We start from the raw sequence: 22,964 nt of genomic DNA, 5'->3' as shown, positions 1-22,964 counted from the left end.
CCGCGCGATGGCCGGTGAGGTCGCGCTCTCCGAGGACGCGCCGGGCCTCCTGCAGCGCCTCGCGGCGTGGTGGCCGCGCGAGGCGGCCGAGGCCGTGCGCATCGCGCTCACCGCCATCGCGGCGATCTGGCTCGCCATGTGGCTCGAGCTGGCGCTGCCGCACTGGGCCGGCTGGACGGTCATCTCGGTGACGCTCGCCACCCGCGCGGCCTCCCTGCGCAAGAGCCTGTGGCGCGCCGGCAGCACGCTGGTGGGTGTCACCGTCGCGATGGTGCTGGTGGCCAATTTCGCCCAGGCGACCCTGGCCTTCGACCTCGCGCTGGCCCTGTGGATGGGCCTGCTCACCGCGGCCTCCAGCGTCGAGAGCGGCCAGCGCGCCTACGGCTTCGCCTCGATGGGCTTCACCGTGCCGATCATCGCGCTGGCCGACGTGCAGAACCCGGAGGCGGTGTTCCAGATCGGCGTCGACCGCTGCTCGACGATCCTGCTCGGGATCGGCTGCGCCTACGCGTCGAACGTGTTCGTGGCGCCGGGCGTCCCCGCCGTCAGCCGCGCCCTGGCGGGGCGGCTCGAGGCGGCCGCGGAGGCCTGCGACGCCTGGATGGCCGCCCTGCGGCGGGGCGAACGGCCCGGCCCGATGCCGATCGCCGCGGTCATGACCCTGGGCGAGGAGGTCACCGACACGTTCACCGAGCAGCCCTCCCTGCGCTCCGGCGGCCGCGGCATCCGCAACGCCGCCCCCCGGCTGCGGCGGGTGCTCGCCGCGGGCCTGCTGCGGGCGCTGCTGCCGGACCGGCCGGGATCGCGCTCGACCGACCTGATCGGGGCCGGCGGGGCGATCGCCGTCCGGCAGGTCGGGCGCGTCCGGGTCTCGGCGCGGCTCCTGCGGGCCGGCGGGCGCGTGGGCCGGCGGCGCGTGCCGTTCCGCCCGCACCTGCTCCTGTGGAACGACCTGGACTGGGACGGCTGGCACGCCTTCGACAACGCCCTGCGCACGGCCGCCGCCGTCTTGCTCGTCAACGGCTTCTGGTACGTCACCGGCTGGTCGCACGGGGCCGGCGCCGCGACCTGGGCGAGCCTCGTCTGCGTCCTGCTCGCCGCCCATGCCGACCCGCGGGCGGAATCCCGCGCCTTCCTGGTCGGCGCGCTGCTCGCCGGCGTGGTCGGGCTCACCGTCCGCTACACCCTGCTGACGACCACCGGGAGCTTCGCGCTGCTGGCCGCGGTGCTGCTGCCGGTGGCGATGCTGGCGGTGGTCGGCCGCGCCGACAAGCGCGCGATCTACGGGATCGGCTTCGGGTTCTTCGTCTTCGGCGTGCTCGATCCCAAGAACCCGATGACCTACGACCTCGCCGACTCGCTCAACACCGTGCTGGCCGAGCTGCTCGGCATGGCGGTGGCGGCGATCGCGTTCGCCGCCCTGCCGCCGCCGGTGAGCGCCGCGACCCTGCGCCTGCGGGCCCGACGCCGGCTGGTCCGGTCGGTGCGCGGCGCGGCCCTCGACCCGGCGCTCCTGCTGCCGCCCCTCGACCGCTACCTCGCCCGGGGCTTCGGCCGGCTCGCCCTCATCGGCGCGGACGACGCGGCGGCCCGGAGCGGCGAGCGCCTGCTCGTCATCGGGCTCCTGCTGCTCGCCCTGCGGGAGACGGACGACCGGGAGGGCCGCCGCGTCGGCCGGGCGGTCTGGGCGCGGCTCGCCGCGTCCCGTCCGGCGGGGCCGGAGACGGCGCCGGATCCCTTGCGCGCGCTCGCCGACCGGGCGACCCTGCCGCTCCAGGCGGAGCGCATCGGGGCGCTGGCCGCCCTCGTGTCGGATCTCGACCGCGCGGGCTGGCCGAACCTCGATCCGGGAGGGCGGGCGTGATCGGCGTGGTCGGATTGCGGGCGGTCGACGTGCTCGGGCTCTTCGTCGAGCCCGCGGTGATCTGCCTGCTCGCCGCCCTGGTGATCACCTGGGCCCTGCGCTGGATCCTGGACTGGATCGGCATCAACCACCTTGTCTGGAACCGCGCCCTGTTCGACTTCAGCCTCCTGACCGCCGTGACGGCGCTGCTGATCCTGTCCCTGCGCGTCCAGGGCCCGTGAGATGGCCCTGAAACCGCGACCGTCGCTGCGCGACTGGCAGCCGCCGCCCGCCTACAACGTCGCCGCCACCCTGCTGGCGCTGGCGGCGGCCGTGGGCCTCGCCTACCTCGCCTTCCTCTACTACGCCTACACGCCCTGGACCCGGGACGGGCGCGTGCGCGTCTACACCGTGCAGGTGGCGCCCGAGGTCTCCGGTACGGTGGTGGCGGTCCGCGTCCACGACAACCAGTTCGTCCGCAAGGGCGACGTGCTGTTCACGATCGACCCCGGCACGTTCAGGAACGCCGTGACCCAGGCCGAGGGCGCCCTCGCCAGCGCCCGGGCGCGGGCCGGGTACCTCGCGGGGATCGCGCAGCGCACCGCCGACCTCGACGACCTCGCCACAACGCCGCAGCAGAAGCAGACGACCAGCGGCCAGGCGCAGGCCGCCCAGGCCGACGTGGTCCAGGCGGAGGGTGCGCTGGCGCAGGCGCGGCTCAACCTGGAGCGCACGACCCTGCGGGCGACCGTGAACGGCTGGGTCACCAACCTGCTGCTGCAGGAGGGCGGGTTCGCCGCCACGGGGCAGCCGGCGCTGACGCTGGTCAACGGCGACAGCTTCTGGATCGAGGGCTATTTCGAGGAGACGCAGCTCCCGCGCATCGGCGCGGGCGACGCCGCGCGCGTGTCGCTGATGGCGTGGCCGGACCGTCCGATCCGGGGGCGCGTCACCGGCCTCGGCCGCGGGATCAGCGTCGCCGACGCCGCCCCGGGCGTCCAGGGGCTGCCGACGGTCAACCCGATCTTCACCTGGGTCCGGCTGGCGCAGCGGGTGCCGATCCGGATCGACCTCGACGACGTGCCCTGCCCGATCGTGCTGGCGGCCGGGATGACGGCGAACGTCGCGATCCTGGCGGAGAAGGCCGGGTCGCCGGACGCCCTGCCGCCCGACCGGCGCACGGGCGCGGCCGCCGGCCAGCGCTGCGACGGGGCGCCGGTCGTCGAGTCGCGGCGCTGACGGCCCGCGCCGGCCGGGAAAACCGGGCGGCGCGGCGCGTTGATCCGGCAGGCGCGCCGCCGCGCGGCGGCCGCGATCGCGACGAGGACCCGATGGACTACAGGCAGTTCGGACGCTCCGGCCTCACCGTGCCGGTGCTCAGCTTCGGCACCGGCACCTTCGGCGGCACGAACGAATTCTTCCAGCGCTGGGGGCAGACGGACGTCGCCGAGGCGACCCGCATGGTCGATCTCTGCCTCGACTCCGGCGTCAACTTCTTCGACACGGCCGACATCTACTCGGGCGGCGCCTCGGAGGAGATCCTGGGCCAGGCCCTGAAGGGCAAGCGCGACCGGGCGCTGATCTCCACCAAGGCGACCTTCCGGTTCAACGACGAGCTGAACCAGGTCGGCTCGTCGCGCTACCACCTGATCCGCGCCTGCGAGGCCAGCCTGAAGCGGCTCGGCACCGACCATATCGACGTCTACTTCATGCACGGCTTCGACGCGCTGACCCCCGTGGACGAGACGCTGCGGGCGCTCGACGACCTCACCCGCGCGGGCAAGATCGGCTATATCGGCGCCTCCAACTTCTCGGGCTGGCAGCTGATGAAGGCGCTCGCGACCTCCGAGCGCCACGGGCTCGCCCGCTACGTCGCCTACCAGGGCTACTACGCGCTGATCGGCCGCCACTACGAGTGGGAGCTGATGCCGCTCGGCCTCGACCAGGGCGTCGGCCTGATGGTCTGGAGCCCGCTGGGCTGGGGCCGCCTCACCGGCAAGATCCGCCGCGGACAGGCCAACCAGAGCGGCCGCATCGCCGCCGGCGGCGCCGAGGGCGGGCCGCCGGTCTCCGACGACTACCTGTTCGGCGTGGTCGACGCCCTCGACGCCGTGGCGGCCGAGACCGGCAAGACGGTGGCGCAGGTCGCGCTCAACTGGCTGCTGACCCGGCCGACCGTGTGCAACATCGTGGTCGGCGCCCGCAACGAGGAGCAGTTGAAGCAGAACCTCGGCGCCCTCGGCTGGACCCTGACGGCCGAGCAGGTCGCCCGGCTCGACGCGGCGAGCCAGGAGACCCCGATCTACCCGTACTGGCACCAGCGCGGCTTCGACGAGCGCAACCCCAAGCCGACACCCTGGTAGGCCGTCGCCCCGGCCGGGACGATCGGGCGATTTTTCGGAAACGATGCGTTTCGATCGTTTCTGTTCCAACCCGGACGCTCCCGGTCCAGGATGCCTGCGGATGGGGGGCCGATCCCCGCGCGGAGGAGCAAGGCGATGAGCTGGCACAGTGCCGATGACCCGATCCCGGGCGACCATTTCAGCTGCGACGCGATCCAGACCCTGATCGTGCCCCGCTCGCGCGATCTCGGCTCCTTCGCGGTGCGCCGGGCGCTGCCCTCCACCGAGTGCCGGATGGTCGGCCCCTTCATCTTCTTCGACCAGATGGGCCCCTCGGAATTCCTCCTCGGGCAGGGCATGGACGTGCGGCCGCACCCGCATATCGGCCTCTCCACCGTCACCTACCTGTTCGACGGCGAGATCATGCACCGCGACAGCCTCGGCACAGAGCTGCCGATCCGGCCGGGCGAGCTGAACTGGATGACCGCCGGCCGCGGCATCACGCACTCGGAACGCACCGCCCCGAGGCTGCGTCAGACCGGCTCCCGCCTGTTCGGCATCCAGAGCTGGGTCGCGCTGACGGACCGGGACGAGGAGAACGCCCCCGCCTTCGAGCACTACGACGCCGCCGCGCTGCCGGTCCTCACCGGCGAGGGCAAGACCGTCCGGCTGATCGCCGGCGAGGCCTTCGGCGCGCGCTCGCCGGTCCGGACCTCGAGCCCGATGGTCTACGCCGACGTGGCCCTCGAGGCCGGCGCCGTCCTGCCCCTCGATCCGACCTACGACGAGCGGGCGATCTACACGGTCGCGGGCGCCATCGAGATCGCCGGCGACGGCTTCGGCCCCGGCCAGCTGCTGGTGTTCCGCCCCGGCGACCGCATCAGCGTGCGCGCCACGGAATCGGCCCGGTTCATGGTGCTGGGCGGCGAGCCAATGGACGGCCCGCGCCACCTGTGGTGGAACTTCGTCTCGTCCCGGCCCGAGCGGATCGCGCAGGCCAAGGAGGATTGGCGCCAGGGTCGGTTCGACACCGTGCCGAACGACGCCGAGTTCATCCCGCTGCCGGAGGACCCGCAGCCCGTCCGCTACCCGTGAGACGGCCCGCAATCCGGCGGTCCCGCGCGACGTCGCGCGGGTATCGCCGCGGCAGCGCAACCCTAGCGCGAACATTAAGGAGTTGTTAACCATTTTCCGTCGGTGTGAGGCGGACGCCGATGCCTCACCGAAGGCTTGCGCTGCACCCTGTCGGCAGGACGCGTGATGGAACAGACGAAGCACCCCAAGGTCGAGGCGCTGGACCAGATCGATGCCGTCGCGCGCGACGCCCGCGAGCCGACGACCCGGATCCGCACCGGCAACCTCGTCCTGCTCGCCGCGGACGAGCGCGTCTCGGCGCAGGGGCGCAACCAGAACCCGTCGCCGGTCGAGCGGTGGCCCGACCTGCTGGAGCGGGTGCAGGGCGCGGCGCGCTATATCCGGGACGTCGAGGACCGGGCGCAGGAGCAGGAGACGCACGTCCAGGACCTGCTGCGGCAGGTGCGCGCCGACATGGACGCGGCCCGCGCCCAGGTGCTGGCGGCCGAGCGGGAGACCCACGAGGTCCACGCGCAGGCGATCAAGCTGATCCAGGCCGCCGAGGACCGGGCCGCGGCCGCCGAGGAGCGGGCCGCGGCGGCGGAGCAGATGCTCCAGCGCATCGCCGAGACGATCGACGCGGAATTCGTGATGCAGCCGGGCGGACAGGTGACCGGCCAGGCGGGCAGCACACAGGACGCCCGCGCCCGGACCTCCGCGACGCGGGCGGCTTCGTGACCGGCGCGGACCCGGCGGAACCGCCACGGCGATGAACGCGACGTTCTGGGCCCAGCTCGACGCCCGCATCGCGCGCGAGCGCGGAGAACCGACGGAGCCGGTTCCGGGGATCGCCGACGGCACCCGCACGGCCGACGCGCCGAGCCCGGCGGCGCGTTCCGAAGCGTCCCCCGAACCCGATTCGGAGACGCTGTCGCGGCCGGTGGCGGACTGGAGCCAGATCCTCGACACCCTGTCGGCCGCGACCGTCGCGAAGCAGGCGCAGGATCAGCGCCTGCACCAGCAATCGACCGCCTGCGAGACCCTGGCCGCGGATCTGGAGGCCGCCCAGCAGGAGATCCGGACCCTGCGGGCGCTCCTGGAGGAGGCGCGGGCGCAGGCGGCGCGGCAGATCCTCGAACGCGAGGCGGAAGCCGACCGGCGCGTCCGGGAGGCCGAGGCGCGGGCCGAGGCCGCGACCCTGCGGGCGGCGGCGGCCGAGGACTGGCTCAAACGGATCGAGCAGGCGAGCCGGGATCTGCTGCCCGACGGGCGGCACGCGGCCGCCTGAGGCCGGGAGCGCCAGCCACGAATCGGCCGCGGCCTGCCGAGGCGGGTCGGCTCAGGCGGCGCGCTCGCCCGGCACGCCGAGGCCGATGGAGCGCGCCAGCGCGGACCGGCGCTCGGCATATTCCTGCGCGACCATCGGATAGTCGGCCGGCAGACCGTAGCGCTCGCGGTAGCTCTGCGGGTGCAGGCCGTGGGCCGTGAGATGGCGCTTGAGCGTCTTGTACCGGCGCCCGTCGATGAAGCTCACGATGCCGTCGGGCCGGATCGAGCTGCGGATCTGCGCGGCGGTAGGCCGGTCGCGCAGCGCGTCGGTGTCCCCCGAAGCCTCGATCGACGCCGCCCCGTTGGCGGCCAGCGCGGTGATCGCGTCGTGACACTGCGCGATCAGGGTCGGGAGGTCGGCGGTCGGAACCCGATTGTTCGATACATAGGCAGCGACGAGCCCTGCCGTCAGCACGATATTGGATTGGGGGCTGACGAGGGACGAATCGGACACGTTATGGGCTCCTGACAAGGTCGAGAACCTTCTTAGGTTGGTCGGCGCCGTTGCGCTTGCCTGAAAGCGTGCTACCGTTTTCCCGAGCGCGCGCGGCGAAGCATGAATACAAGAATTTACGATGAGGACTTTGTTCTCGACGGCGGATTTCAAGCCGAAAGACAGTTTCCGCCTCTGGCGTGAGACGATCTTCGAGCGGATCGTGCCGGTCGAACTTACGCCTGCCGTGGCGCACGCTTTCACCGGCACGCTGGAGGCCGCGGAGGTCGGGCCGCTGCTGATCACGCGCGTGACGCAGAGCGCCGTCACCACCGTCGCGACCCCGGACACGATCCGCCGGCACGGCAAGTACGAGACCCTGAACGTCGCCATCACGCTCAAGGGCCGCGTGTTCAGCGCGCAGGACGACCGCACCGCGATCCAGAATCCCGGCGACATCGTCGTGATGGACCGTCGGCCGGCGACGATGGCCTCCGACGTCGACACGCAGACGCTGTTCGTCGAGCTGCCGCGCGCGGCCCTGGAGCGCGCCCTCGGCTCGACGCGCCGGTTCACGTGCCTCACGATCGGCGCGGATCAAGTCGGCACGTCGATGGTAACGACCTTTTTCCAGGAACTGGTCCGCAACGCGGAGCGCCTGACGCCGGACATGTCGAACCGCATGGCGTCGGTCGGCGTCGATCTCATCGTCGCGAGCATCGCGGAACGCCTCGCGCACGAGACCCCCAAGAACATCCAGGGCGTCCTGATCTTCCAGCGCGCGCTGGCCCACATCGAGGCCCATCTCGGCGACCTGAACCTCGACCCCGCCCGGCTCGCGGCGGCCGTCGGCGTGTCGCTGCGCCACCTCCAGGCCCTGTTCCGCGAGCATGACCGCAACATCGCCGACTGGATCTGGCGGCGGCGGCTGGAGACCGCCGCGCAGCGTCTCGCCGATCCCGGCTTCGCCCATCTGGCCGTCGGAGAGCTGGCCTACAGCTGCGGCTTCTGCACCCAGAGCCATTTCAGCCGCCGCTTCAAGGACAGCTACGGGATCTCGCCGAGCGAGTACCGGTGGCGCAACCGCGGCGCGGACCAGCTCGCCGGCTGACGTCCGGCTACTGCAGGACGGCGCCCGCGGTGTTCGCGCGGATCCATCCCGGAGCGAGGATGTCGCCGCCCTCGGTGATGATCCAGGGATTGGCATCCTCGGCATCGATCGCCGCGACCGCGGCGGCGAGGGCGGCCCGCAGCGTCGGGAAACTGTGCGACACGGCCACCCGGGCCGGCGCATAGCCCGGCCAGAGGGTCAGTTCGGCGGGTCGGTCGAGATCGGTCGGCAGCATGGGTCGTGCGGGGCTGGAGGGGCACGCCGCCTGGGCCGCGGGCGTGCGGGGGAGCGGACGGAGAGCTGGCGCGCTCAGGCGGCCTTCGGCTTCGGCCGGGGCACGCGCACCTCGACCATCTGGCCGGTCATCGGGTTGAGGATCAGCATGTCAGCACGTCTCCGGTGGACCTGCCCGTAGAACGCCCGCCGATCGCGCCCGGATCGGAGCGGTCGGCGCAATTGTGCGGTTTGGGTAAACCGATCGTTCACCGTGAAGGCGCGCCGTTCATCCGCGCCGTCTCCGCCCCAGATTACAACCGGGCGTCGTGTGGTCGGAGGTCGGCACACCTACCGTTTTAGGCGTAGGATCCGACGCGCGTCGTCGCGATGGCCGAGCCGCGGGCATACAAAAGCCCGCCACGGCAGGACCGGGCGGGCGGAGTGGCGGCATAGGGTCGGGAGGTTCGCCGTGGCGGCGACCTGCCATCCCGCCCATGACGGCCGCATGACAGCGGTATGCCAGCGCGATGACAGCCGCATGCCAGCCCAACGAATATCGCGCGACCGTCGCGCGAAAGGTGGCCGATCCGGTCAGACCCGCTCCGGCTCCGCCAGCAGGATGGCGGCGCGGATGGCGGCCCGGCGCAGCCCGGCATCGGCCCAGGGCTGATCGATCAGCGTCCGGGCGAAGGGATGCGAGGCCACCGCGGCCGCGGGGTCGATGCGGAAGCCGTCCCCGAACGCCACCGAACCGGGCGTGGGATCGGCCAGATAGGCGTCGACGACGGCCGAGACGTCGTCATCGACGATATCCAGGGTCGTGAACAGGTCGAGAGTCATGGGGCGCTTCGCCATGGCGGCGCTATAGCCGCGCCACCGCGACAGGATCACGACTCCCGCGCCGTCTCCGCGCCGCGATCAGAACGCGGCCGGAACGATCATCGCGGCGGGAACCGGGCCGCGCACGTAGTCCGCGTGCCGCAAGCGCTCGGGCAAGTGGACCGCCGGGTGCTCCACGCTGCCGTAGGGGATCTGGTCGAGCAGGTGGCTGATACAGTTCAGGCGGGCCCGTCGCTTGTCGACCGCCTCGACCACCCACCAGGGCGCCTCGGGGATATGGGTCCGCGCCAGCATGTCCTCCTTGGCCCGGGTGTAGTCCTCCCAGCGGCGCCGCGACTCGACGTCTATGGGCGACAGCTTCCACTGCTTGAGCGGATCGTGGATCCGCATCCGGAAGCGGAATTCCTGCTCGGCATCGGTGATCGAGAACCAGTATTTTACCAGGACGATGCCGGAGCGCACCAGCATGCGCTCGAATTCGGGGACCGACCGGAAGAACTCCTCGACCTCCGCCTCGGTGCAGAAGCCCATGACCCGCTCGACGCCGGCGCGGTTGTACCAGGAGCGGTCGAACAGCACGATCTCGCCGCCGGCGGGCAGATGGGAGACGTAGCGCTGGAAATACCATTGCGTCCGCTCGCGCTCGCTCGGGGCAGGCAAGGCGGCGACGCGGCAGACGCGGGGATTGAGGCGCTGGGTGATCCGCTTGATCACGCCGCCCTTGCCGGCCGAGTCGCGGCCCTCGAACAGCACGACCACGCGCAGTTTCCGGTCCTGCACCCAGTCCTGGAGCCGGACCAGCTCGTGCTGCAGCCGGAGCAGCGCGCGGAAATAGACCTTGCGGTCGAGATGATCGGGCGGCGCGCCGCCGAGCTCGGCCGCGAGCCGGTCGAGGCGATCCTCCTCGAGCCCGAGTTCCAGCTCCTCGTCGTAGCTGTCGGCGAGGTCACGCCGGATCGCCTCCAGGGTGGCATCCGAGTTGGCGTTCAAGGTGGCATCCGGGGCAGAGCTGTCGTCGGGCCGCATCGCCGGTTCTCCTGCGCGTCGCGGGGCCGACCTAGAGCAGCGTTCCGTGACACGCCTGAGAAAGCGCCGCGCCCGCGGCGGCCGATCCCATGTCGCGCCCGTGATCGTTCCGTCATACGGTTCCGCCACCGATCGGGGCGACCGGAGATGCGTCATGGCTGGAGAAGCGAAGAGGGCCGGGCCGAAGCGCCGGCAGGACGACCCCGATCCGGCGCGCGCCGAGGGCGAGAAGGTCGGCGCGCGCATCGATGCCGCCTTCGAGAAGCTCGCCGGGAAGCTGCGCGCCCGCGCCGACAGGGCCCGCGCCAAGCTCGACGCGGCGACGAAGGCCGAGAAGCGGGCGGTGCTGCTGCGCCGCTACGAACTCTACGCGGACGCGGCGGCCTATCTCGAGGAGCGGCTCGTCGATCGCGGGGGGCGATCCGCGTGATCTCCATTGACCCGGCCGGGCGCGGCGCCGCCCGACGCAGCTGACGGCGAGGATCCCATGTTCGACGCGACCAAGATGCTCGCCGACGCCCTCGGCGAGCACCTGGCCCTGACCTACCAGCGGACCTTCGGCAGCCGGGAGCCGCGCTACGCCGAGATCATCGAGGCCGCGGCGCGCCTGACGATCGAGCGGATCGTCGGGAGCGACGCCCTCTACCACGACGGCGACCACACGGCCCTCGTCACCCTGGTCGCCCAGGACATCCTCCGCGGCCGCTTCCTGCAGCAGGGCATCACGCCCGAGGACTGGCTGCACATGATCCTGGCCGCCCTCTACCACGACATCGGCTACGTGCGCGGCGTCTGCGCCGGAGACCGGCTGCAGGCCTTCGTCATCGACGCGCAGGGCACGACCGTCAGCCTGCCCCGGGGCGCCTCGGACGCGGCGCTGGCGCCCTACCACGTGGAACGCTCGAAGCTGGCCGTGCAGGAGCGCTTCGGCACGCACGATCTCGTCGACGCGTCCCGGGTCATCCGGGCGATCGAGCTGACCCGCTTCCCGGTCCCCGAGGACGATTCCCATCGCGAGACCGGGACCGAGGCCGGCCTGCTGCGGGCGGCCGACCTGATCGGTCAGCTCGGCGACCCGCTCTACCCGCGCAAATTGAACGCCCTATTCCACGAATTCGCCGAGATCGGCGTCAACGCGGAACTCGGCTACGACAGCCCGGCCGACCTCGCGGAGCGCTACCCGTCGTTCTTCTGGGGCAAGATCGAGCCCGTGATCGGGGACGCGATCCGGTTCCTCGACCTCACGGTCGAGGGACGGGGCTGGGTCGCGAACCTCTACGCCCACGTCTTCGCCATCGAGCACGACCGCCGGCGCATGGGCCCGCATCCCGGGCCGGGCCCCCTCTGAGGCCGCGCGGGCGGCGCGGCGGCCTCAGGCGGCCGCGACGAGCCTGGTCAAGGCCCGGACCAGCTCTGCCGCCACGAACGGCTTCTCCAGGATGGGCCGGCTCGCCTGGGCCGAGGCGCCGGTGACCCGCACGTCGCCGGTGGCGAACAGGTACGGCACGCCGAGGACGCCGAGACGCTCGGCGACCGGATAGACGCTGTTCCCGTCGCCCAGATTCACGTCGAGCACCGCGGCGTCGGGCGTCTGCTCGGCGATCAGGTCCAGGGCGAGATCCGCGCGCGGGACCGGGCCGATCACCTCGGCCCCGGCGCTGTGCAACCAGCGCTTGACCTCGCTGGCGATGAGATACTCGTCCTCGACGACGAGGACGCGGCACCCGGACAGGGGCGGAACAGCCTCGGGCACGATCCCCTCCCATCGGCGCGCGACGATCCGAGAATAACCGCGCGACACGACCGGAGGTTCGCGCCGTTCGCATGATCCGCCACGAACCCCGACGGCGCGGGACAGCGCCGGCCCGCGCGGCGGGTCGATCAGCCCCCTGGCCGAGCCGGGGCGTCGGGCGGGAAGAAGCGGTTGGCCGGCCGCGCGAGGCCGAGATGGTCGCGCAGCGTCGTTCCGGCGTAGTCCCGGCGGAACAGCCCACGCCGCTGCAGCTCCGGCACCAGCCGGTCGACCACGTCGTCGAGACCCTCGGGCACGAACGGGAACATCACGTTGAAGCCGTCGCAGGCGCGCGTCTCCAGCCACTCCTCCATGCGGTCGGCCACCTGCGCGGCCGTGCCGACCATCTGCAGGCCGCCGTAGCCGCCGACCTTGCGGGCGAGTTCCCGCACGGTCGCGCCGGTGCGGCGGGCGTAGTCGACGATCTGGGCCTGCCCGCTCTTGCTGGCGTTGCTCTCGGGAAGCTCCGGGAGCGGCGCGTCGAGGGCGAAGCCCGTCGCGTCGACGCCGAGGCGGACCGAGAGGTTGGCGAGGCCGCTGTCGGGATGGACGAGGTCGTCGAGGCGCGCCTTCTTGGCCTGCGCCTCGTCCTCCGTCTCGCCCAGGACGATGAAGCAGCCGGGCAGGATCTTGAGCTGGTCCGGGTCGCGCCCCGCCGCCGGCATCCGCCCCTTCACGTCGGCGTAGAAGGCCCGCGCCGCCTCCAGGGTCGAGGCCGCGCCGAACACCATCTCGGCGGTCTCGGCGGCGATCTGCTTGCCGGCCTCGGAGGCGCCGGCCTGGACGATCACCGGCCAGCCCTGCACCGGCCGGGCGACGTTGAGCGGCCCCTTCACCTTCAGGAAGTCGCCGCGGTGGTCGAGGACGCGCATCTTCGCCGGGTCGAAGAACAGGCCGCTCGCCGGATCCATCGTGAAGGCGTCGTCGGCGAAGGAATCCCACAGGCCGGTCACCACGTCGAAGAACTCGCGGGCGCGGGCGTAGCGGGTGGCATGCTCCAGATGCGCGTCGCGGCCGAAGTTCAGGGCCTCGTCCGGGTTGCCGGAGGTGACGAGGTTCCAGCCGGCCCGCCCCTTCGAGATGTGGTCGAGCGAGGCGAACTTGCGGGCGACGTGGTAGGGCTCGTTGTAGGTTGTCGACGCGGTGGCGATCAGGCCGATCCGATCGGTGAGCACGGCGAGCGCCGGCAGCAGGGTCAGCGGGTCGAACGACGTCACGGTGGCCGAGCGGCGGAGCGCCGCCACCGGCATGTTCATCACCGCGAGGTGGTCGGCCATGAAGAACGCGTCGAACTTCGCGGCCTCCAGCCGCCGGGCGAAGTGCGCCAGGTGCTCGAAGTTGAAGTTCGCGTCCGGATAGCCGCCCGGATAGCGCCACCACGCGGTGTGGATGCCGACCGGGCGCATGAAGGCGCCGAGATGCAGCTGGCGGTCCCGGCTCATCGCTGCCGTCTCCAGTCTCTCACGGATGCTTGTGGATCGGGTCGACCCAGTACACCGTCTCGGGCGCCTCGGCGGCCTCGACGTCGGGCAGGTTGACCACCACCGCCTCGTTGTCGGAGCGCACCAGCACGCAGTGCAGCGGCTCGTCGGTCGAGGCGTTGATCTCCTGGTGCGGCACGAAGGGCGGCACGAAGATGAAGTCGCCCGGCCCGGCCTCGGCGACGTATTCGAGCCGGTCGCCCCAGCGCATCCGGGCGCGGCCCGAGACCACGTAGATCACGCTCTCCAGTTCGCCGTGGTGGTGCACGCCGGTCTTGGCGTCGGGCTGGATCGCCACCGTGCCGGCCCAGATCTTCTGGGCGCCGACCCGGGCGGCGTTGATCGCGGCCTGCCGGTACATGCCGGGCGTTTGCGCGGTGTTGGCGTCGAGCCGGTCGCCGGGGATCACCCGAACGCCGTCGTGCTTCCAGCGCTCGGACGCGCCGTGGTCGTGGGCGTGATCGTGGGCGTGATCGTGGGCGTGGCCATGATCGTGGCTGTGGCCGTGGTCGTCGCCGTGGTCGTGCATGTCGGGTCCTCCCGCGCCATCATTGCACGGCGGCGGCGGTTTGCGAGACGCTCGTGTCGAGGATCGCCTCGGCCCGCGGCGCGCGGGCCTTCGGGATCAGCCCGGCGCGGACGTAGAGATCGATGTTGCGCTGCTCGTCGGCGATCACGGACGCGTCGATCGGGACGGCCCGGTAGGCGGCGCGGCCGAACCAGCGCCGCGGCACCGCCTCCGGCAGGCCGATGAGCTTCGACCAGACGGACGCGTAGGGCGCCGGATCCTTCAGGGCCCATTCCCGGGCGCGGGCGAGGCGCGCGCCGAAATCGGCGAGCAGCGCCCGCTTGGTGCGGATCGCGTCGTCGCTCGCCACCGCGAAGGTCAGGCCCGGGGTGATGCCGTTGCCGTCGCGGATCACCCGGACGAGGCCGGCGAGCTCCGCCGTGGAGGTGTAGGGCTCCCAGGTCGACCAGGCGTCGACCGCCCCGGAGGCCAGCGCGATCTTGGCGTCGGCCGGCGGCAGGAAGCTGAAGGTCACGCTGTCGGCGGGCAGGCCCGCCTCCTCCAGCGCCGCCAGGACCACCTGATGGCCGATCGAGCCGCGGTTCGTGGCGACGCGCTTGCCCTTCAGGTCGGCCACGGTGCGGAGGGGCGATTCCTTGAGCACCAGGATCGCCAGCCCGTCCTGCCGGTTGCGGAAGGCTAGGAAGGCCTTCACCGGCACCCCGGCGGCGGCCGCGAAGGTGAAGGGCGCGTCGCCGACGCCGCCCGCGTCGATCGCGCCGGCGTTCAGCGCCTCGAGCAGGGGCGCGGCCGCCGGGAACTCGCTCCAGTCGAGCCGGTAGGGCAGCCCGTCGAGCACGCCGGCCGCCTCCATCAGCGCGCGGGCGTTGCCGCGCTGGTCGCCGACCCGCAGCACCTCCTGCGCGTGCGCCGGCCGGACCGCCAGGAGCGCCAGCAGGGCGAGGATGACGGCGCGCATCAGGCGGCCTCGGCGGCGCCGCGGCGCCCGAGGGCGGCGCGGACGGCGGGCAGCAGCGACCGGCCGTACTGGAGCGCGTCCTCCAGCGGGTCGAAGCCGCGGATCAGGAAGGTCCGCACGCCCAGGTCGTGATAGTCGAGCAGGGCGTCGGCGACCTGCTCGGGGGTGCCGACCAGGGCGGTCGAGTTGCCCGCCGCCCCGGTCTCGGCCGCGATGGCGGTGAACAGGCGCTTGTCGTGGCGCGGCCCCGCGGCCGCGGCCGCGAGGAGCCGCCGGGAGCCCTCGTTCTGCGGCGTCGCCGCCGGGCCGAGGCCCTTGGCGGCCCGGACGGCCCGGGTCCGGGCCAGGATGTCCTCGGCGCGCTCCCAGGCCCGCGCCTCGGTCTCGGCGAGGATCGGCCGGACCGACAGGCTGAAGCGCGGCGCCCGCCCGTGGGCCGCGGCCGCCGCCCGCACCCGGCCGATCAGCTCGGCGACCTGCGCGTGGGTCTCGCCCCAGAGGGCGTAGGTGTCGGCGTGGCGGCCGGCCACCGCCAGCGCCGCCGGCGAGGCGCCGCCGAAATAGACCGGGATCGCGTTGACCGGCTTCACCTCGGAGAAGCCGCGCTCCACCCGGTAGTGATCGCCCGCGTAGTCGAACGGCTCCGCGGCGGTCCAGCTCTGCCGGACGATGTCGAGGAACTCCCGGGTGCGGGCGTAGCGCGCGTCCTTGGTGAGGTGGTCGCCGTCCTGGGCGAGTTCCCGGTCGTCGCCGCCGCTGATCACGTGGATCGCGACCCGGCCGCCGGTGAGCTGGTCGAGGGTCGCGAATTGCCGCGCCGCCACGGTGGGCGCCGTGAATCCGGTGCGGTGGGCGATCATCAGCCCCAGCCGCTCGGTCACGGCGGCGACCTGCCCGGCGAGCAGGAGCGCGTCCGGCGTGGTCGCGTGGAAGGCCACCAGCACCCGGTCGAACCCGCCCCATTCGTGCGCCTGCGCCAGGAGCTTCAGGTAGTCGCGGTCGATGGACGGCCCCGCCGCCGGGTGGATCTCGGAGGTGTGGCGGGGGGCGACGAAGCCGATGAACTCGACGGCATCGGGGGGAAGCAGGCTCATGGTGCGATCTCCGGGTCGAGGGCGGGTTCAGGCGCCGAGGGCGGCCCTGCCGGCGGCGGCGCGGACGGCGTCCCCTTGCGGCCAGTGGATGCGCGCGCACAGGACGTCGCGCAGGTGCCGCTCCAGCGGGTTCGCCCGGGACAGGCCGGCGTTGCCGGACAGCTCCGCGGCGCGCTGGACCGCCGCGACGGCGTTCTCCGTGGCGGTGAGCTTCACGAAGCCGGACTCGCGCGGCGGCGGGGGATGTCCCGCATCGACCTCGGCGGCGAGCCCGGCGACGAGGCGCGCGTTGACGGCGAGCAGCCGCTCGTTCTCGCCGACCGCCTCGTGGAAGCGCGGCAGGCTCGCCAGCGGCGCCCCGAGGCTGCCGGGCCGGCGCGCCCGCAGGAAGCCGGTGAACCAGTCCTGCGCCGCCCGGGCCACGCCGTCGTAGAGGGCGGCGAGCAGGGTGCAGCTCCAGGCCTGCTGCCAGGGATCGGGCCCCGACCAGCCGCCCGGCGGCCGCAGGTCGACGGCGTGGTCCCCGGGGATCGGCACGTCCGTGAAGTGGACGTCGTGGCTGCCGGAGGCGCGCAGGCCGAGATGGTCCCAGGTCTCCGCGATGCGGATGCCCGGCGCGTCGAACGGCACCAGGACGGTGCCGGTGCGCGGCTCCGCCTCGTCGGTGCGGACGAAGACGAGGCCGTAGGCGAGCCCCGGCGCCCCGGTCGCGTAGATCTTGTGCCCGGAGATCAGCCAGCCCGCGCCGTCGCGGCGGGCCACCGTGGCCGGCAGGCCGCCCCGCGAGGGCGTCCCGAGTTCGGGCTCGACCCGCAGGGCGTTGATCAGCGCCCCGCGCGCCACCGCCGCCGCGCCGACCGCGTCGGCGAGCGCGCGCGGCCACGGGGTGTCGGGCCGGTGGATCAGCCCGTGCTGAAGGTACTGCATCGCCACGACCAGGGCGGTCGCCGGGTCGGCGGCGCCGAGCGCGCGCACCAGAGCGGCGGCCCGCGCGAGACCCGCACCGCCGCCGCCGAGACGCCGCGGCACGGTGACGGCCAGGAGCCCGGCCTCCCGGAGCGCCGCGAGGGAGTCGTGCGGGAAGGTCCCCGCGCGGTCGTGGTCGGCCGCGCGGGCGGCGAGCCGTCCGGCGAGGCTGCTGACGATGTCGGGGGGCGGGACGGCGACGGTCATGGGGTGTTCGGCGACGTGATCGGCGGGCGGCCGCGCGGCGCCATCCCGGGAGCCGCGATGGTCCGCCGGGACCCGGGTCGCGTCAACGGAATGCCGTTCCGAATATTCATGGATCGGAAGGAGGATGTTGCCGCGTCATCGGACGGTGAAGAAGAACGTGTTTCCGCCCGCTGGAAACCGGAATCGATCGTTACCCGGTCATAGTTCGGGATCCCCTCATCGAGAGACAGACGAACGACGCCCCTCGCCGATGAGACGGGGCGCCTGTGCGCCGCGCGACGGCACCGATCCGTGAATGATCTTACCCGATCGCGCGAAAATAGAGAAAACGCTTTCGTTGACTCGGTCCTGTAGCGATCGAATACTCGGCACCCTGATCCCTCGACGGATCATTCCCGAAGACGAGGACGCCAGATCCGCCCGGTCGCGCCACCGGTGCGGTGACGCGCGCCGTTCCCGCCGCGCGGTCGCGCGGCCCGGAGACCCGAGATGACCGACGCGCCCTCCCGACCGGGCAGCCCCTCCTCCGATCCCTCGCCCTCCCGGCGGCGCCTGCTCCAGGTGGGCGCCGCGGCCGCCGCCCTGCCGCTCGGCCTCGGCATGGGCACCGGCCGCGCCTGGGCACCCGGACCGGGGGCGCCGTTCGACCCCGGCCCGCTCTGCCGACCCGCCGCCGCGGAGGCGCCCGCGGGCCCGCTCCGGACGGTCAAGCTGGCCTGGAACGCCACGGCCATCTGCACGGCGGCCGCGCCGCTCGCCAAGGAGCAGGGAATCTTCGCCCGGCACGGCCTCGACGTGGAGTTCGTCAATTTCGGCGGCTCGACCGAGGCCCTGCTGGAGGCGATCGCCACGGGCAAGGCCGATGCCGGGATCGGCATGGCCCTGCGCTGGCTCAAGCCCCTGGAACAGGGCTTCGACGTGAAGATCACCGCGGGGCTGCACGGCGGCTGCCTGCGGCTGCTCAGCGCCCAATCCTCCGGCATCGCCGACATCGCCGGGCTGAAGGGCAAGACGATCGCGATCAGCGACCAGGCGAGCCCGGCCAAGAACTTCTTCGGCCTGCTGCTCGCCAAGGCGGGGATCGATCCGGAGAGCGGGGTCGAGTGGCGGCAGTACCCGGCCGACCTGCTCAACCTCGCGGTGGAGAAGGGCGAGGCGCAGGCGCTGGCCGATTCCGACCCGCGGACCTGGATCTGGCTGAAGGACCCGCGCTTCACCGAGGTCGCCACCAACCTGTCGGGCGAGTTCGCCACCCGCACCTGCTGCGTCGTGGCCGCCCGCGGCAGCCTGATCCGGAACGACCGCGCGGTGGCGGCCGCGCTGACCCGGGCGATCCTGGAGGGCGGCCACGCCGTCCACCGGGATCCCGAGGCCGCGGCCCGGGCCTTCTCCGGCTACGGCGGCAAGGGCTCGATCGCGGATCTCGCCGCGATGCTGCGCAGCCAGCAGCACGGCGACAGCCCGGTCGGCGGCGATCTCAAGCAGCAGCTCGCGCTCTACGGGGACGAGCTGAAGCAGGTGAACGTCCTGCGGCGGTCCACCGACACGGCGAAGTTCGCCGAGCGGATCTACGCCGACGTGCTGAGCTGAGGCGCGCCATGTCCGGAAGCATCGCCGCCGGCGTCGCCCCGCGGGCCGCCGCCCCGTCCCGAAGGCTGCCGCGGCCGCCCTGGCGGATCGTCCTCGCGGGCGGCGCCTGGCTCGCCCTGGCCGGCGTGACCCTCGGCCTGCCCGAGGCGGACGACCTGCCCGAGACCGCAGCCCTCGGGTCCGGCGCGGCGGCGCTCGGTCTCGCCCTCCTGGCCCTCGCGCCCGTGGCCGGCCGCCTCGGCGCCCTCGGGTCGCGGCTGCGGCACGGGAGCCCCTGGCTCGCGGCGCTGGCCCTGGCGCTAATCGCCTGGGAGGCGGTCACGGCGAAGCTCGCCCTGCTGCCGATGCCGTTCTTCCCCTCGCCCCAGGCGATCCTGGAGGTTTTCCTCGACGACTGGCCGAAGCTCGGCGGCAGCATCCTCAACTCCCTGATCCTCCTCTCCGGCGGCTACGCCATCGGGGCGGCGACCGGCTTCGTCCTGGGCGTCGCCATCGGCACCTTCCGGGCGGTGTGCTACTGGGCCCATCCCGTTCTGCGCTTCGTCGGGCCGCTGCCGGCCACGGCATGGCTGCCCCTCGCCTTCTTCGTCTTCCCGTCCTCGTGGTCGGCCAGCACCTTCCTGGTGGCGCTGGCGACCGGCTTCCCGGTCACGGTGCTGACCTGGTCGGGGGTGGCGGGCGTCAACAAGGCCTATTTCGACGTGGCGCGGACGCTCGGCGCCTCGCGCGGCTTCCTGATCCTGCGCGTGGCGATCCCGGCGGCGCTGCCGCACGTCTTCGTCGGGCTGTTCATGGGGCTCGGCGGCTCCTTCGCGGTGCTGGTCGTCGCCGAGATGCTCGGCGTGAAGTCCGGCCTCGGCTGGTACCTCCAGTGGGCGCAGGGCTGGGCCGCCTACGCCAACATGTACGCGGCGCTGATCGTGATGGCGCTGATGTGCTCCTCCCTGATCACGCTGCTGTTCCGCCTGCGCGACCGCCTGCTCGCGTGGCAGAAGGGGCTGGTGCAATGGTAGCCGCCGCAACCCTCGAACGCCCCGCCGCCCAGAGCGCCGGGGCCCGCCTGGCGGTCGAGTCCGTCAGCCACGCCTTCGCGATCCGCGGCGCGCCCCTGCCGGTCCTCGACCGGGTGAGCCTCGACGTGGAGCCCGGCGGCTTCGTCGCGCTGCTCGGCCCCTCGGGCTGCGGCAAGTCCACCCTGCTGCGGCTCGTCGCCGGCCTGGAGCCGCCCGACCAGGGCGCGATCCGGGTCGACGGCGACCTCGTGGAGGGGCCGGACCCGTCCCGGCTCCTCGTCTTCCAGGACCCGACGCTCTATCCGTGGCGGACCGTGCGCGGCAACGTCGCCCTCGGGCTCGAGGCCCGCGGCGTCGGGCGGTCGCGGGCGGCCCGGGTCGACCGGGCGCTGGGGCTCGTCGGCCTGTCCGGCTTCGCGGATGTCTACCCGCACCAGCTCTCCGGCGGCATGGCGCAGCGGGCGGCCCTCGCCCGGGCGCTCGTCAACGAGCCGCGCCTGCTGCTCCTCGACGAGCCGCTGGGCAAGCTCGACGCCCTGACGCGGCTGGCCATGCAGGCCGAGATCCTGCGGCTCTGGCAGGAGAAGCGCTTCACCGCGCTCCTCGTCACCCACGACGTCGAGGAGGCGCTGGTCCTGGCCGAGCGCGTGATCGTGCTCTCCGACCGCCCGGCCGCGATCCGGGCCGCGCTGCCGGTCGCGGTACCCTATCCGCGCCACCGCGACGATCCCGAGATCGTGCGGCTGCGCCGGGAGATCCTGGGAATCCTCGGCCAGCCGGCCTGAGCGTCGCCGCCGCGTCAGCCCCGCGCCGCCGACGGGGCCGCCCCGACGGCCGCTGCCCGCGGCCGGTGCCGGCCGATCCAGAAGACCAGGGCGCAGCCGGCGCCGGTGAGGGCGCAGAGCGGGAGCAGGGCGACGGGGAAGCTGCCGGTCTGCTCGCGCAGCACCCCGATCAGCGAGGTGATCGCCCCGGTGCCGAGATGCGCCAGGGTGTTGATCGCCGCGATGCCGGCGGCCGTCTGGGCCGGCGGCAGCGTCTCGGTCGCCAGGGCGAAGAACGGGCCCTTGATCGCGTAGTTGCCGAGCAGGACCAGCGAGAGCAGGACCAGCGTCATCCAGAGCGAGCCGGTCAGCAGCGTCAGGGCGAAGCTCACCGAGGTCAGCGCCAGCGGCAGGGCCGTGCTCCAGATCCGCTCGCCGCTGCGGTCCGCCCGCAGGCCCCAGACGATCATGAAGACCGAGGCGATGCCGAACGGGATCATGTTCAGCAGGCCGGTCTGCAGGTTGCTGAGGCCGAACCCCTTGAGGATCTGCGGCATCCACAGCGACAGCGTGTTGCTGGTGGCCGAGCTGCCCGCGTAGATCACGGCGAGCAGCCAGACCTGCCGGCTGGCGAGCACCGCCCAGACCGCCGCGAGGCCGTGGGCGTGGTGCCCGGCGCCCGCCTCGGCGGCGCGCCGCTCGGTCTCCAGCCGGTCCGTCAGCCAGCCGCGCTCCGCCGGGCTCAGGAAGGTCGCCTCGGCCGGCCGGCTCGGCAGCAGCGCGAGGGCGGCGACGCCGAGGATGACGGCCGGGACCGCCTCCATGATCAGCAGCCACTGCCAGCCGCGCAGGGACGCGGCGCCGTCGAGGGTGAGGAGCGCCGCCGAGAGCGGCGAGCCGAAGAAGCTGGAGAGCGGGATCGCGACCATGAACATCGCCACGATCCGCGCCCGGTAGGCCTTGGGGAACCAGTAGGTCAGGTACAGGATCACGCCGGGGAAGAACCCGGCCTCGGCCGCGCCGAGCAGGAAGCGGGCGGTGGCGAAACTCAGCGGACCGGTGACGAAGGCCGAGCCGATGCCGACGAGCCCCCAGGTGATCATGATCCGCGCGATCCAGATCCGCGCGCCGACGCGCTCCATGGCGAGGTTGCTCGGCACCTCGAACAGGACGTAGGCCACGAAGAACAGGCCGCCGCCCAGGCCGAAGGCCGCGGCGGAGAGGCCGAGATCGTGGTTCATGGTCAGCGCCGCGAAGCCGACATTCACCCGGTCGACATAGGCGATGAAGTAGCAGAGCACGAGGAAGGGGATCAGGCGCAGGCCGACCTTCCGCATCGTTCGGCTCTCGAAGGCGGCCGCGTCCGCCGCGTGTGGCGTGGTCGGTGTTGCCATGGTCCTGTCCTCGCTGGAATTCGGGCGGGCCCGCCTCGGCCTAGCGGTCGAAGCGGAAGAGTTCGGCGGGCGTCTCGGCCATGACGATCCGGCGCTCGGCCGGGTCCGGCACCCAGGCGTCGAGGTCGCGCCGGGCCTCGGCCGGGCTGGCCTGGGTCTCGAACTGCGTGTGCGGCCAGTCGCTGCCCCAGAGCAGGCGCCGCGCCCCGAAGGCGCCGCGCAGGCGCTCGGCGGCCTGCACCGCCGTCTGCCGGCCGGCCTCGCCGCTGCCGATGCGGTAGGCGCCCGAGAGCTTGACCCAGACGCGGCCGCCGCGGCCGAAGCCGAGCAGGTCGGCGAAGCCAGGATCGGCGATGCCGAGGGCGGGGTCGATCCGGCCGAAATGGTCGACCACCACGGGGACGCCCGCCGCGATCAGCGGCGGCAGCAGCCGCGCGAGGCGCCGCGCCTCGGCCTGGACCTCGATCTGCCAGCCGAGATCCGCGACGCGCGCGAGGTGGGCGCGCCAGACCGGGCCGGCGAAATCCGGGTCCGGCCGGCCGATCAGGTTGAGACGCAGGCCGACGACGCCCTGCCCGGCGAGGTCGCGCAGGGTCGCGGTCTCGGCCTCCGGGGCCAGCACGGCGATGCCGCGCAGCCGCTCCGGCGCGGATCGCAGGGCCGAGACCATGTAGCCGTTGTCGGTGCCGAGGAAGCTCGGCTGGATCAGCACGCCGCGGGCCATGCCGTTCCGGTCCAGCATGGCGCGGTAATCGGCGATGCTCGCGTCGTAGTCGGGGGCGTAGCGCCGGTCGCCCGTGAGGGTGAGGGAGCGGGTGAAGACGTGGGCGTGGGTGTCCACCGCAGCGACGCCGGCGTCGGCGTCGGCGGCGGAGCCAGTCCCGGCCGCGCGGCCGCGGGCGGGAAGCGCGAGCGTGACGCTGCCCGCGAGCAGGGTGCGGCAGAAGTGGCGCCGGTTCATC

At 73.1% G+C, this 22,964-nt stretch carries 25 protein-coding genes; 13 read left to right on the top strand and 12 right to left on the bottom strand.

Going from position 1 to position 22,964, the window contains the following annotated elements; genetic code table 11:
* The first annotated feature begins 7 nt into the window (after positions 1–7).
* The 7 genes from ACLBX8_RS09050 (at position 8) to ACLBX8_RS09020 (ending at position 6,547) form a co-directional block, all read left to right on the top strand.
* Positions 8–1,864 carry an FUSC family protein gene (locus ACLBX8_RS09050; protein ID WP_447698191.1) on the top strand — a complete coding sequence of 619 codons (1,857 nt, stop codon included), beginning with the start codon at positions 8–10 and terminating at the stop codon, positions 1,862–1,864.
* A complete protein-coding gene (locus ACLBX8_RS09045) occupies positions 1,861–2,085 on the top strand; it encodes a DUF1656 domain-containing protein (protein ID WP_020091025.1) in 225 nt (74 codons plus the stop codon). Before ACLBX8_RS09050 ends, ACLBX8_RS09045 begins: the two co-directional genes overlap by 4 nt.
* Position 2,086: 1 nt before the next feature.
* On the top strand, positions 2,087–3,082 hold the full coding sequence (locus ACLBX8_RS09040; protein WP_447715000.1) for an HlyD family secretion protein: 996 nt from the start codon (positions 2,087–2,089) through the stop codon (positions 3,080–3,082).
* A gap of 92 nt (positions 3,083–3,174) precedes the next feature.
* The gene (locus tag ACLBX8_RS09035; RefSeq protein ID WP_091927733.1) at positions 3,175–4,206 is read left to right on the top strand and encodes an aldo/keto reductase; all 1,032 of its coding nucleotides are present in this window, start codon (positions 3,175–3,177) and stop codon (positions 4,204–4,206) included.
* A gap of 135 nt (positions 4,207–4,341) precedes the next feature.
* Positions 4,342–5,280, top strand: a complete 939-nt coding sequence (locus ACLBX8_RS09030) for a pirin family protein (RefSeq protein ID WP_447714999.1) — start codon at positions 4,342–4,344, stop codon at positions 5,278–5,280.
* A gap of 165 nt (positions 5,281–5,445) precedes the next feature.
* Positions 5,446–5,997, top strand: coding sequence for a hypothetical protein (locus ACLBX8_RS09025; RefSeq protein WP_447714998.1), 552 nt, complete (start codon positions 5,446–5,448; stop codon positions 5,995–5,997).
* Between the two features lie 31 nt (positions 5,998–6,028).
* Complete coding sequence (locus ACLBX8_RS09020) at positions 6,029–6,547, top strand: hypothetical protein (RefSeq protein WP_447698189.1); 519 nt, start codon at positions 6,029–6,031, stop codon at positions 6,545–6,547.
* Positions 6,548–6,598: 51 nt separating this feature from the next.
* Here ACLBX8_RS09020 and ACLBX8_RS09015 read toward each other — a convergent pair whose 3' ends face one another.
* Positions 6,599–7,042, bottom strand: a complete 444-nt coding sequence (locus tag ACLBX8_RS09015; RefSeq protein ID WP_447698188.1) for a MucR family transcriptional regulator — start codon at positions 7,040–7,042, stop codon at positions 6,599–6,601.
* Positions 7,043–7,163: 121 nt separating this feature from the next.
* On the opposite strand from ACLBX8_RS09015, the gene ACLBX8_RS09010 reads away from it, so the two are divergent.
* Positions 7,164–8,132 carry a helix-turn-helix domain-containing protein gene (locus tag ACLBX8_RS09010; RefSeq protein WP_447714997.1) on the top strand — a complete coding sequence of 323 codons (969 nt, stop codon included), beginning with the start codon at positions 7,164–7,166 and terminating at the stop codon, positions 8,130–8,132.
* 7 nt (positions 8,133–8,139) lie between these two features.
* Here ACLBX8_RS09010 and ACLBX8_RS09005 read toward each other — a convergent pair whose 3' ends face one another.
* The 3 genes from ACLBX8_RS09005 to ppk2 form a co-directional block, all read right to left on the bottom strand.
* Positions 8,140–8,367 (bottom strand): hypothetical protein, encoded by a 228-nt coding sequence (locus tag ACLBX8_RS09005; protein ID WP_020091033.1) that lies wholly within the window; start codon positions 8,365–8,367, stop codon positions 8,140–8,142.
* A 572-nt stretch (positions 8,368–8,939) separates the two neighbouring features.
* The gene (locus ACLBX8_RS09000) at positions 8,940–9,188 is read right to left on the bottom strand and encodes a hypothetical protein (protein ID WP_128083267.1); all 249 of its coding nucleotides are present in this window, start codon (positions 9,186–9,188) and stop codon (positions 8,940–8,942) included.
* 78 nt (positions 9,189–9,266) lie between these two features.
* On the bottom strand, positions 9,267–10,214 hold the full coding sequence (gene ppk2 / locus ACLBX8_RS08995; RefSeq protein WP_447698187.1) for a polyphosphate kinase 2: 948 nt from the start codon (positions 10,212–10,214) through the stop codon (positions 9,267–9,269).
* A gap of 154 nt (positions 10,215–10,368) precedes the next feature.
* Between ppk2 and ACLBX8_RS08990 the strand changes: the two genes are divergently transcribed.
* Together ACLBX8_RS08990 and ACLBX8_RS08985 are read left to right on the top strand one after the other, a co-directional pair.
* On the top strand, positions 10,369–10,644 hold the full coding sequence (locus ACLBX8_RS08990) for a hypothetical protein (protein WP_091927737.1): 276 nt from the start codon (positions 10,369–10,371) through the stop codon (positions 10,642–10,644).
* Positions 10,645–10,701: 57 nt separating this feature from the next.
* Positions 10,702–11,562: a hypothetical protein gene (locus tag ACLBX8_RS08985; RefSeq protein ID WP_020091038.1), complete on the top strand. Its 861-nt coding sequence runs from the start codon at positions 10,702–10,704 to the stop codon at positions 11,560–11,562.
* 24 nt (positions 11,563–11,586) lie between these two features.
* Here the strand turns inward: ACLBX8_RS08985 and ACLBX8_RS08980 are convergent, their stop codons facing one another.
* From ACLBX8_RS08980 to ACLBX8_RS08955, 6 genes are all read right to left on the bottom strand, one after another.
* Positions 11,587–11,967 carry a response regulator gene (locus ACLBX8_RS08980; RefSeq protein ID WP_447698186.1) on the bottom strand — a complete coding sequence of 127 codons (381 nt, stop codon included), beginning with the start codon at positions 11,965–11,967 and terminating at the stop codon, positions 11,587–11,589.
* Between the two features lie 128 nt (positions 11,968–12,095).
* Positions 12,096–13,448 (bottom strand): LLM class flavin-dependent oxidoreductase, encoded by a 1,353-nt coding sequence (locus ACLBX8_RS08975; RefSeq protein ID WP_447698185.1) that lies wholly within the window; start codon positions 13,446–13,448, stop codon positions 12,096–12,098.
* Positions 13,449–13,467: 19 nt separating this feature from the next.
* Positions 13,468–14,016: a cupin domain-containing protein gene (locus ACLBX8_RS08970; protein ID WP_020091041.1), complete on the bottom strand. Its 549-nt coding sequence runs from the start codon at positions 14,014–14,016 to the stop codon at positions 13,468–13,470.
* A 19-nt stretch (positions 14,017–14,035) separates the two neighbouring features.
* Positions 14,036–14,974, bottom strand: a complete 939-nt coding sequence (locus ACLBX8_RS08965) for an ABC transporter substrate-binding protein (protein ID WP_447698184.1) — start codon at positions 14,972–14,974, stop codon at positions 14,036–14,038.
* Positions 14,974–16,068: an LLM class flavin-dependent oxidoreductase gene (locus tag ACLBX8_RS08960; protein WP_091977919.1), complete on the bottom strand. Its 1,095-nt coding sequence runs from the start codon at positions 16,066–16,068 to the stop codon at positions 14,974–14,976. The genes ACLBX8_RS08965 and ACLBX8_RS08960 overlap by 1 nt, the downstream gene beginning before the upstream one ends.
* A gap of 27 nt (positions 16,069–16,095) precedes the next feature.
* Positions 16,096–17,241, bottom strand: a complete 1,146-nt coding sequence (locus tag ACLBX8_RS08955) for an acyl-CoA dehydrogenase family protein (protein WP_447680716.1) — start codon at positions 17,239–17,241, stop codon at positions 16,096–16,098.
* 489 nt (positions 17,242–17,730) lie between these two features.
* On the opposite strand from ACLBX8_RS08955, the gene ACLBX8_RS08950 reads away from it, so the two are divergent.
* From ACLBX8_RS08950 to ACLBX8_RS08940, 3 genes are read left to right on the top strand one after another with little or no spacing between them, the layout of a single operon-like run.
* Positions 17,731–18,831: an ABC transporter substrate-binding protein gene (locus ACLBX8_RS08950; RefSeq protein WP_447714996.1), complete on the top strand. Its 1,101-nt coding sequence runs from the start codon at positions 17,731–17,733 to the stop codon at positions 18,829–18,831.
* A gap of 8 nt (positions 18,832–18,839) precedes the next feature.
* Complete coding sequence (locus tag ACLBX8_RS08945) at positions 18,840–19,844, top strand: ABC transporter permease (protein ID WP_447714995.1); 1,005 nt, start codon at positions 18,840–18,842, stop codon at positions 19,842–19,844.
* A complete protein-coding gene (locus ACLBX8_RS08940) occupies positions 19,838–20,629 on the top strand; it encodes an ABC transporter ATP-binding protein (RefSeq protein ID WP_447714994.1) in 792 nt (263 codons plus the stop codon). The genes ACLBX8_RS08945 and ACLBX8_RS08940 overlap by 7 nt, the downstream gene beginning before the upstream one ends.
* A 14-nt stretch (positions 20,630–20,643) precedes the next feature.
* Here the strand turns inward: ACLBX8_RS08940 and ACLBX8_RS08935 are convergent, their stop codons facing one another.
* Together ACLBX8_RS08935 and ACLBX8_RS08930 are read right to left on the bottom strand one after the other, a co-directional pair.
* Complete coding sequence (locus tag ACLBX8_RS08935; protein WP_447714993.1) at positions 20,644–22,002, bottom strand: MFS transporter; 1,359 nt, start codon at positions 22,000–22,002, stop codon at positions 20,644–20,646.
* Between the two features lie 40 nt (positions 22,003–22,042).
* Positions 22,043–22,963, bottom strand: a complete 921-nt coding sequence (locus ACLBX8_RS08930; RefSeq protein ID WP_447698179.1) for an amidohydrolase family protein — start codon at positions 22,961–22,963, stop codon at positions 22,043–22,045.
* Position 22,964: the final 1 nt, after the last annotated feature.

It is taken from the genome of Methylobacterium sp. D48H, from assembly GCF_053345715.1.
The sequence above is the reverse complement of the archived record's forward strand: the minus strand, read 5'-3'. Positions and strand labels throughout refer to the sequence as shown.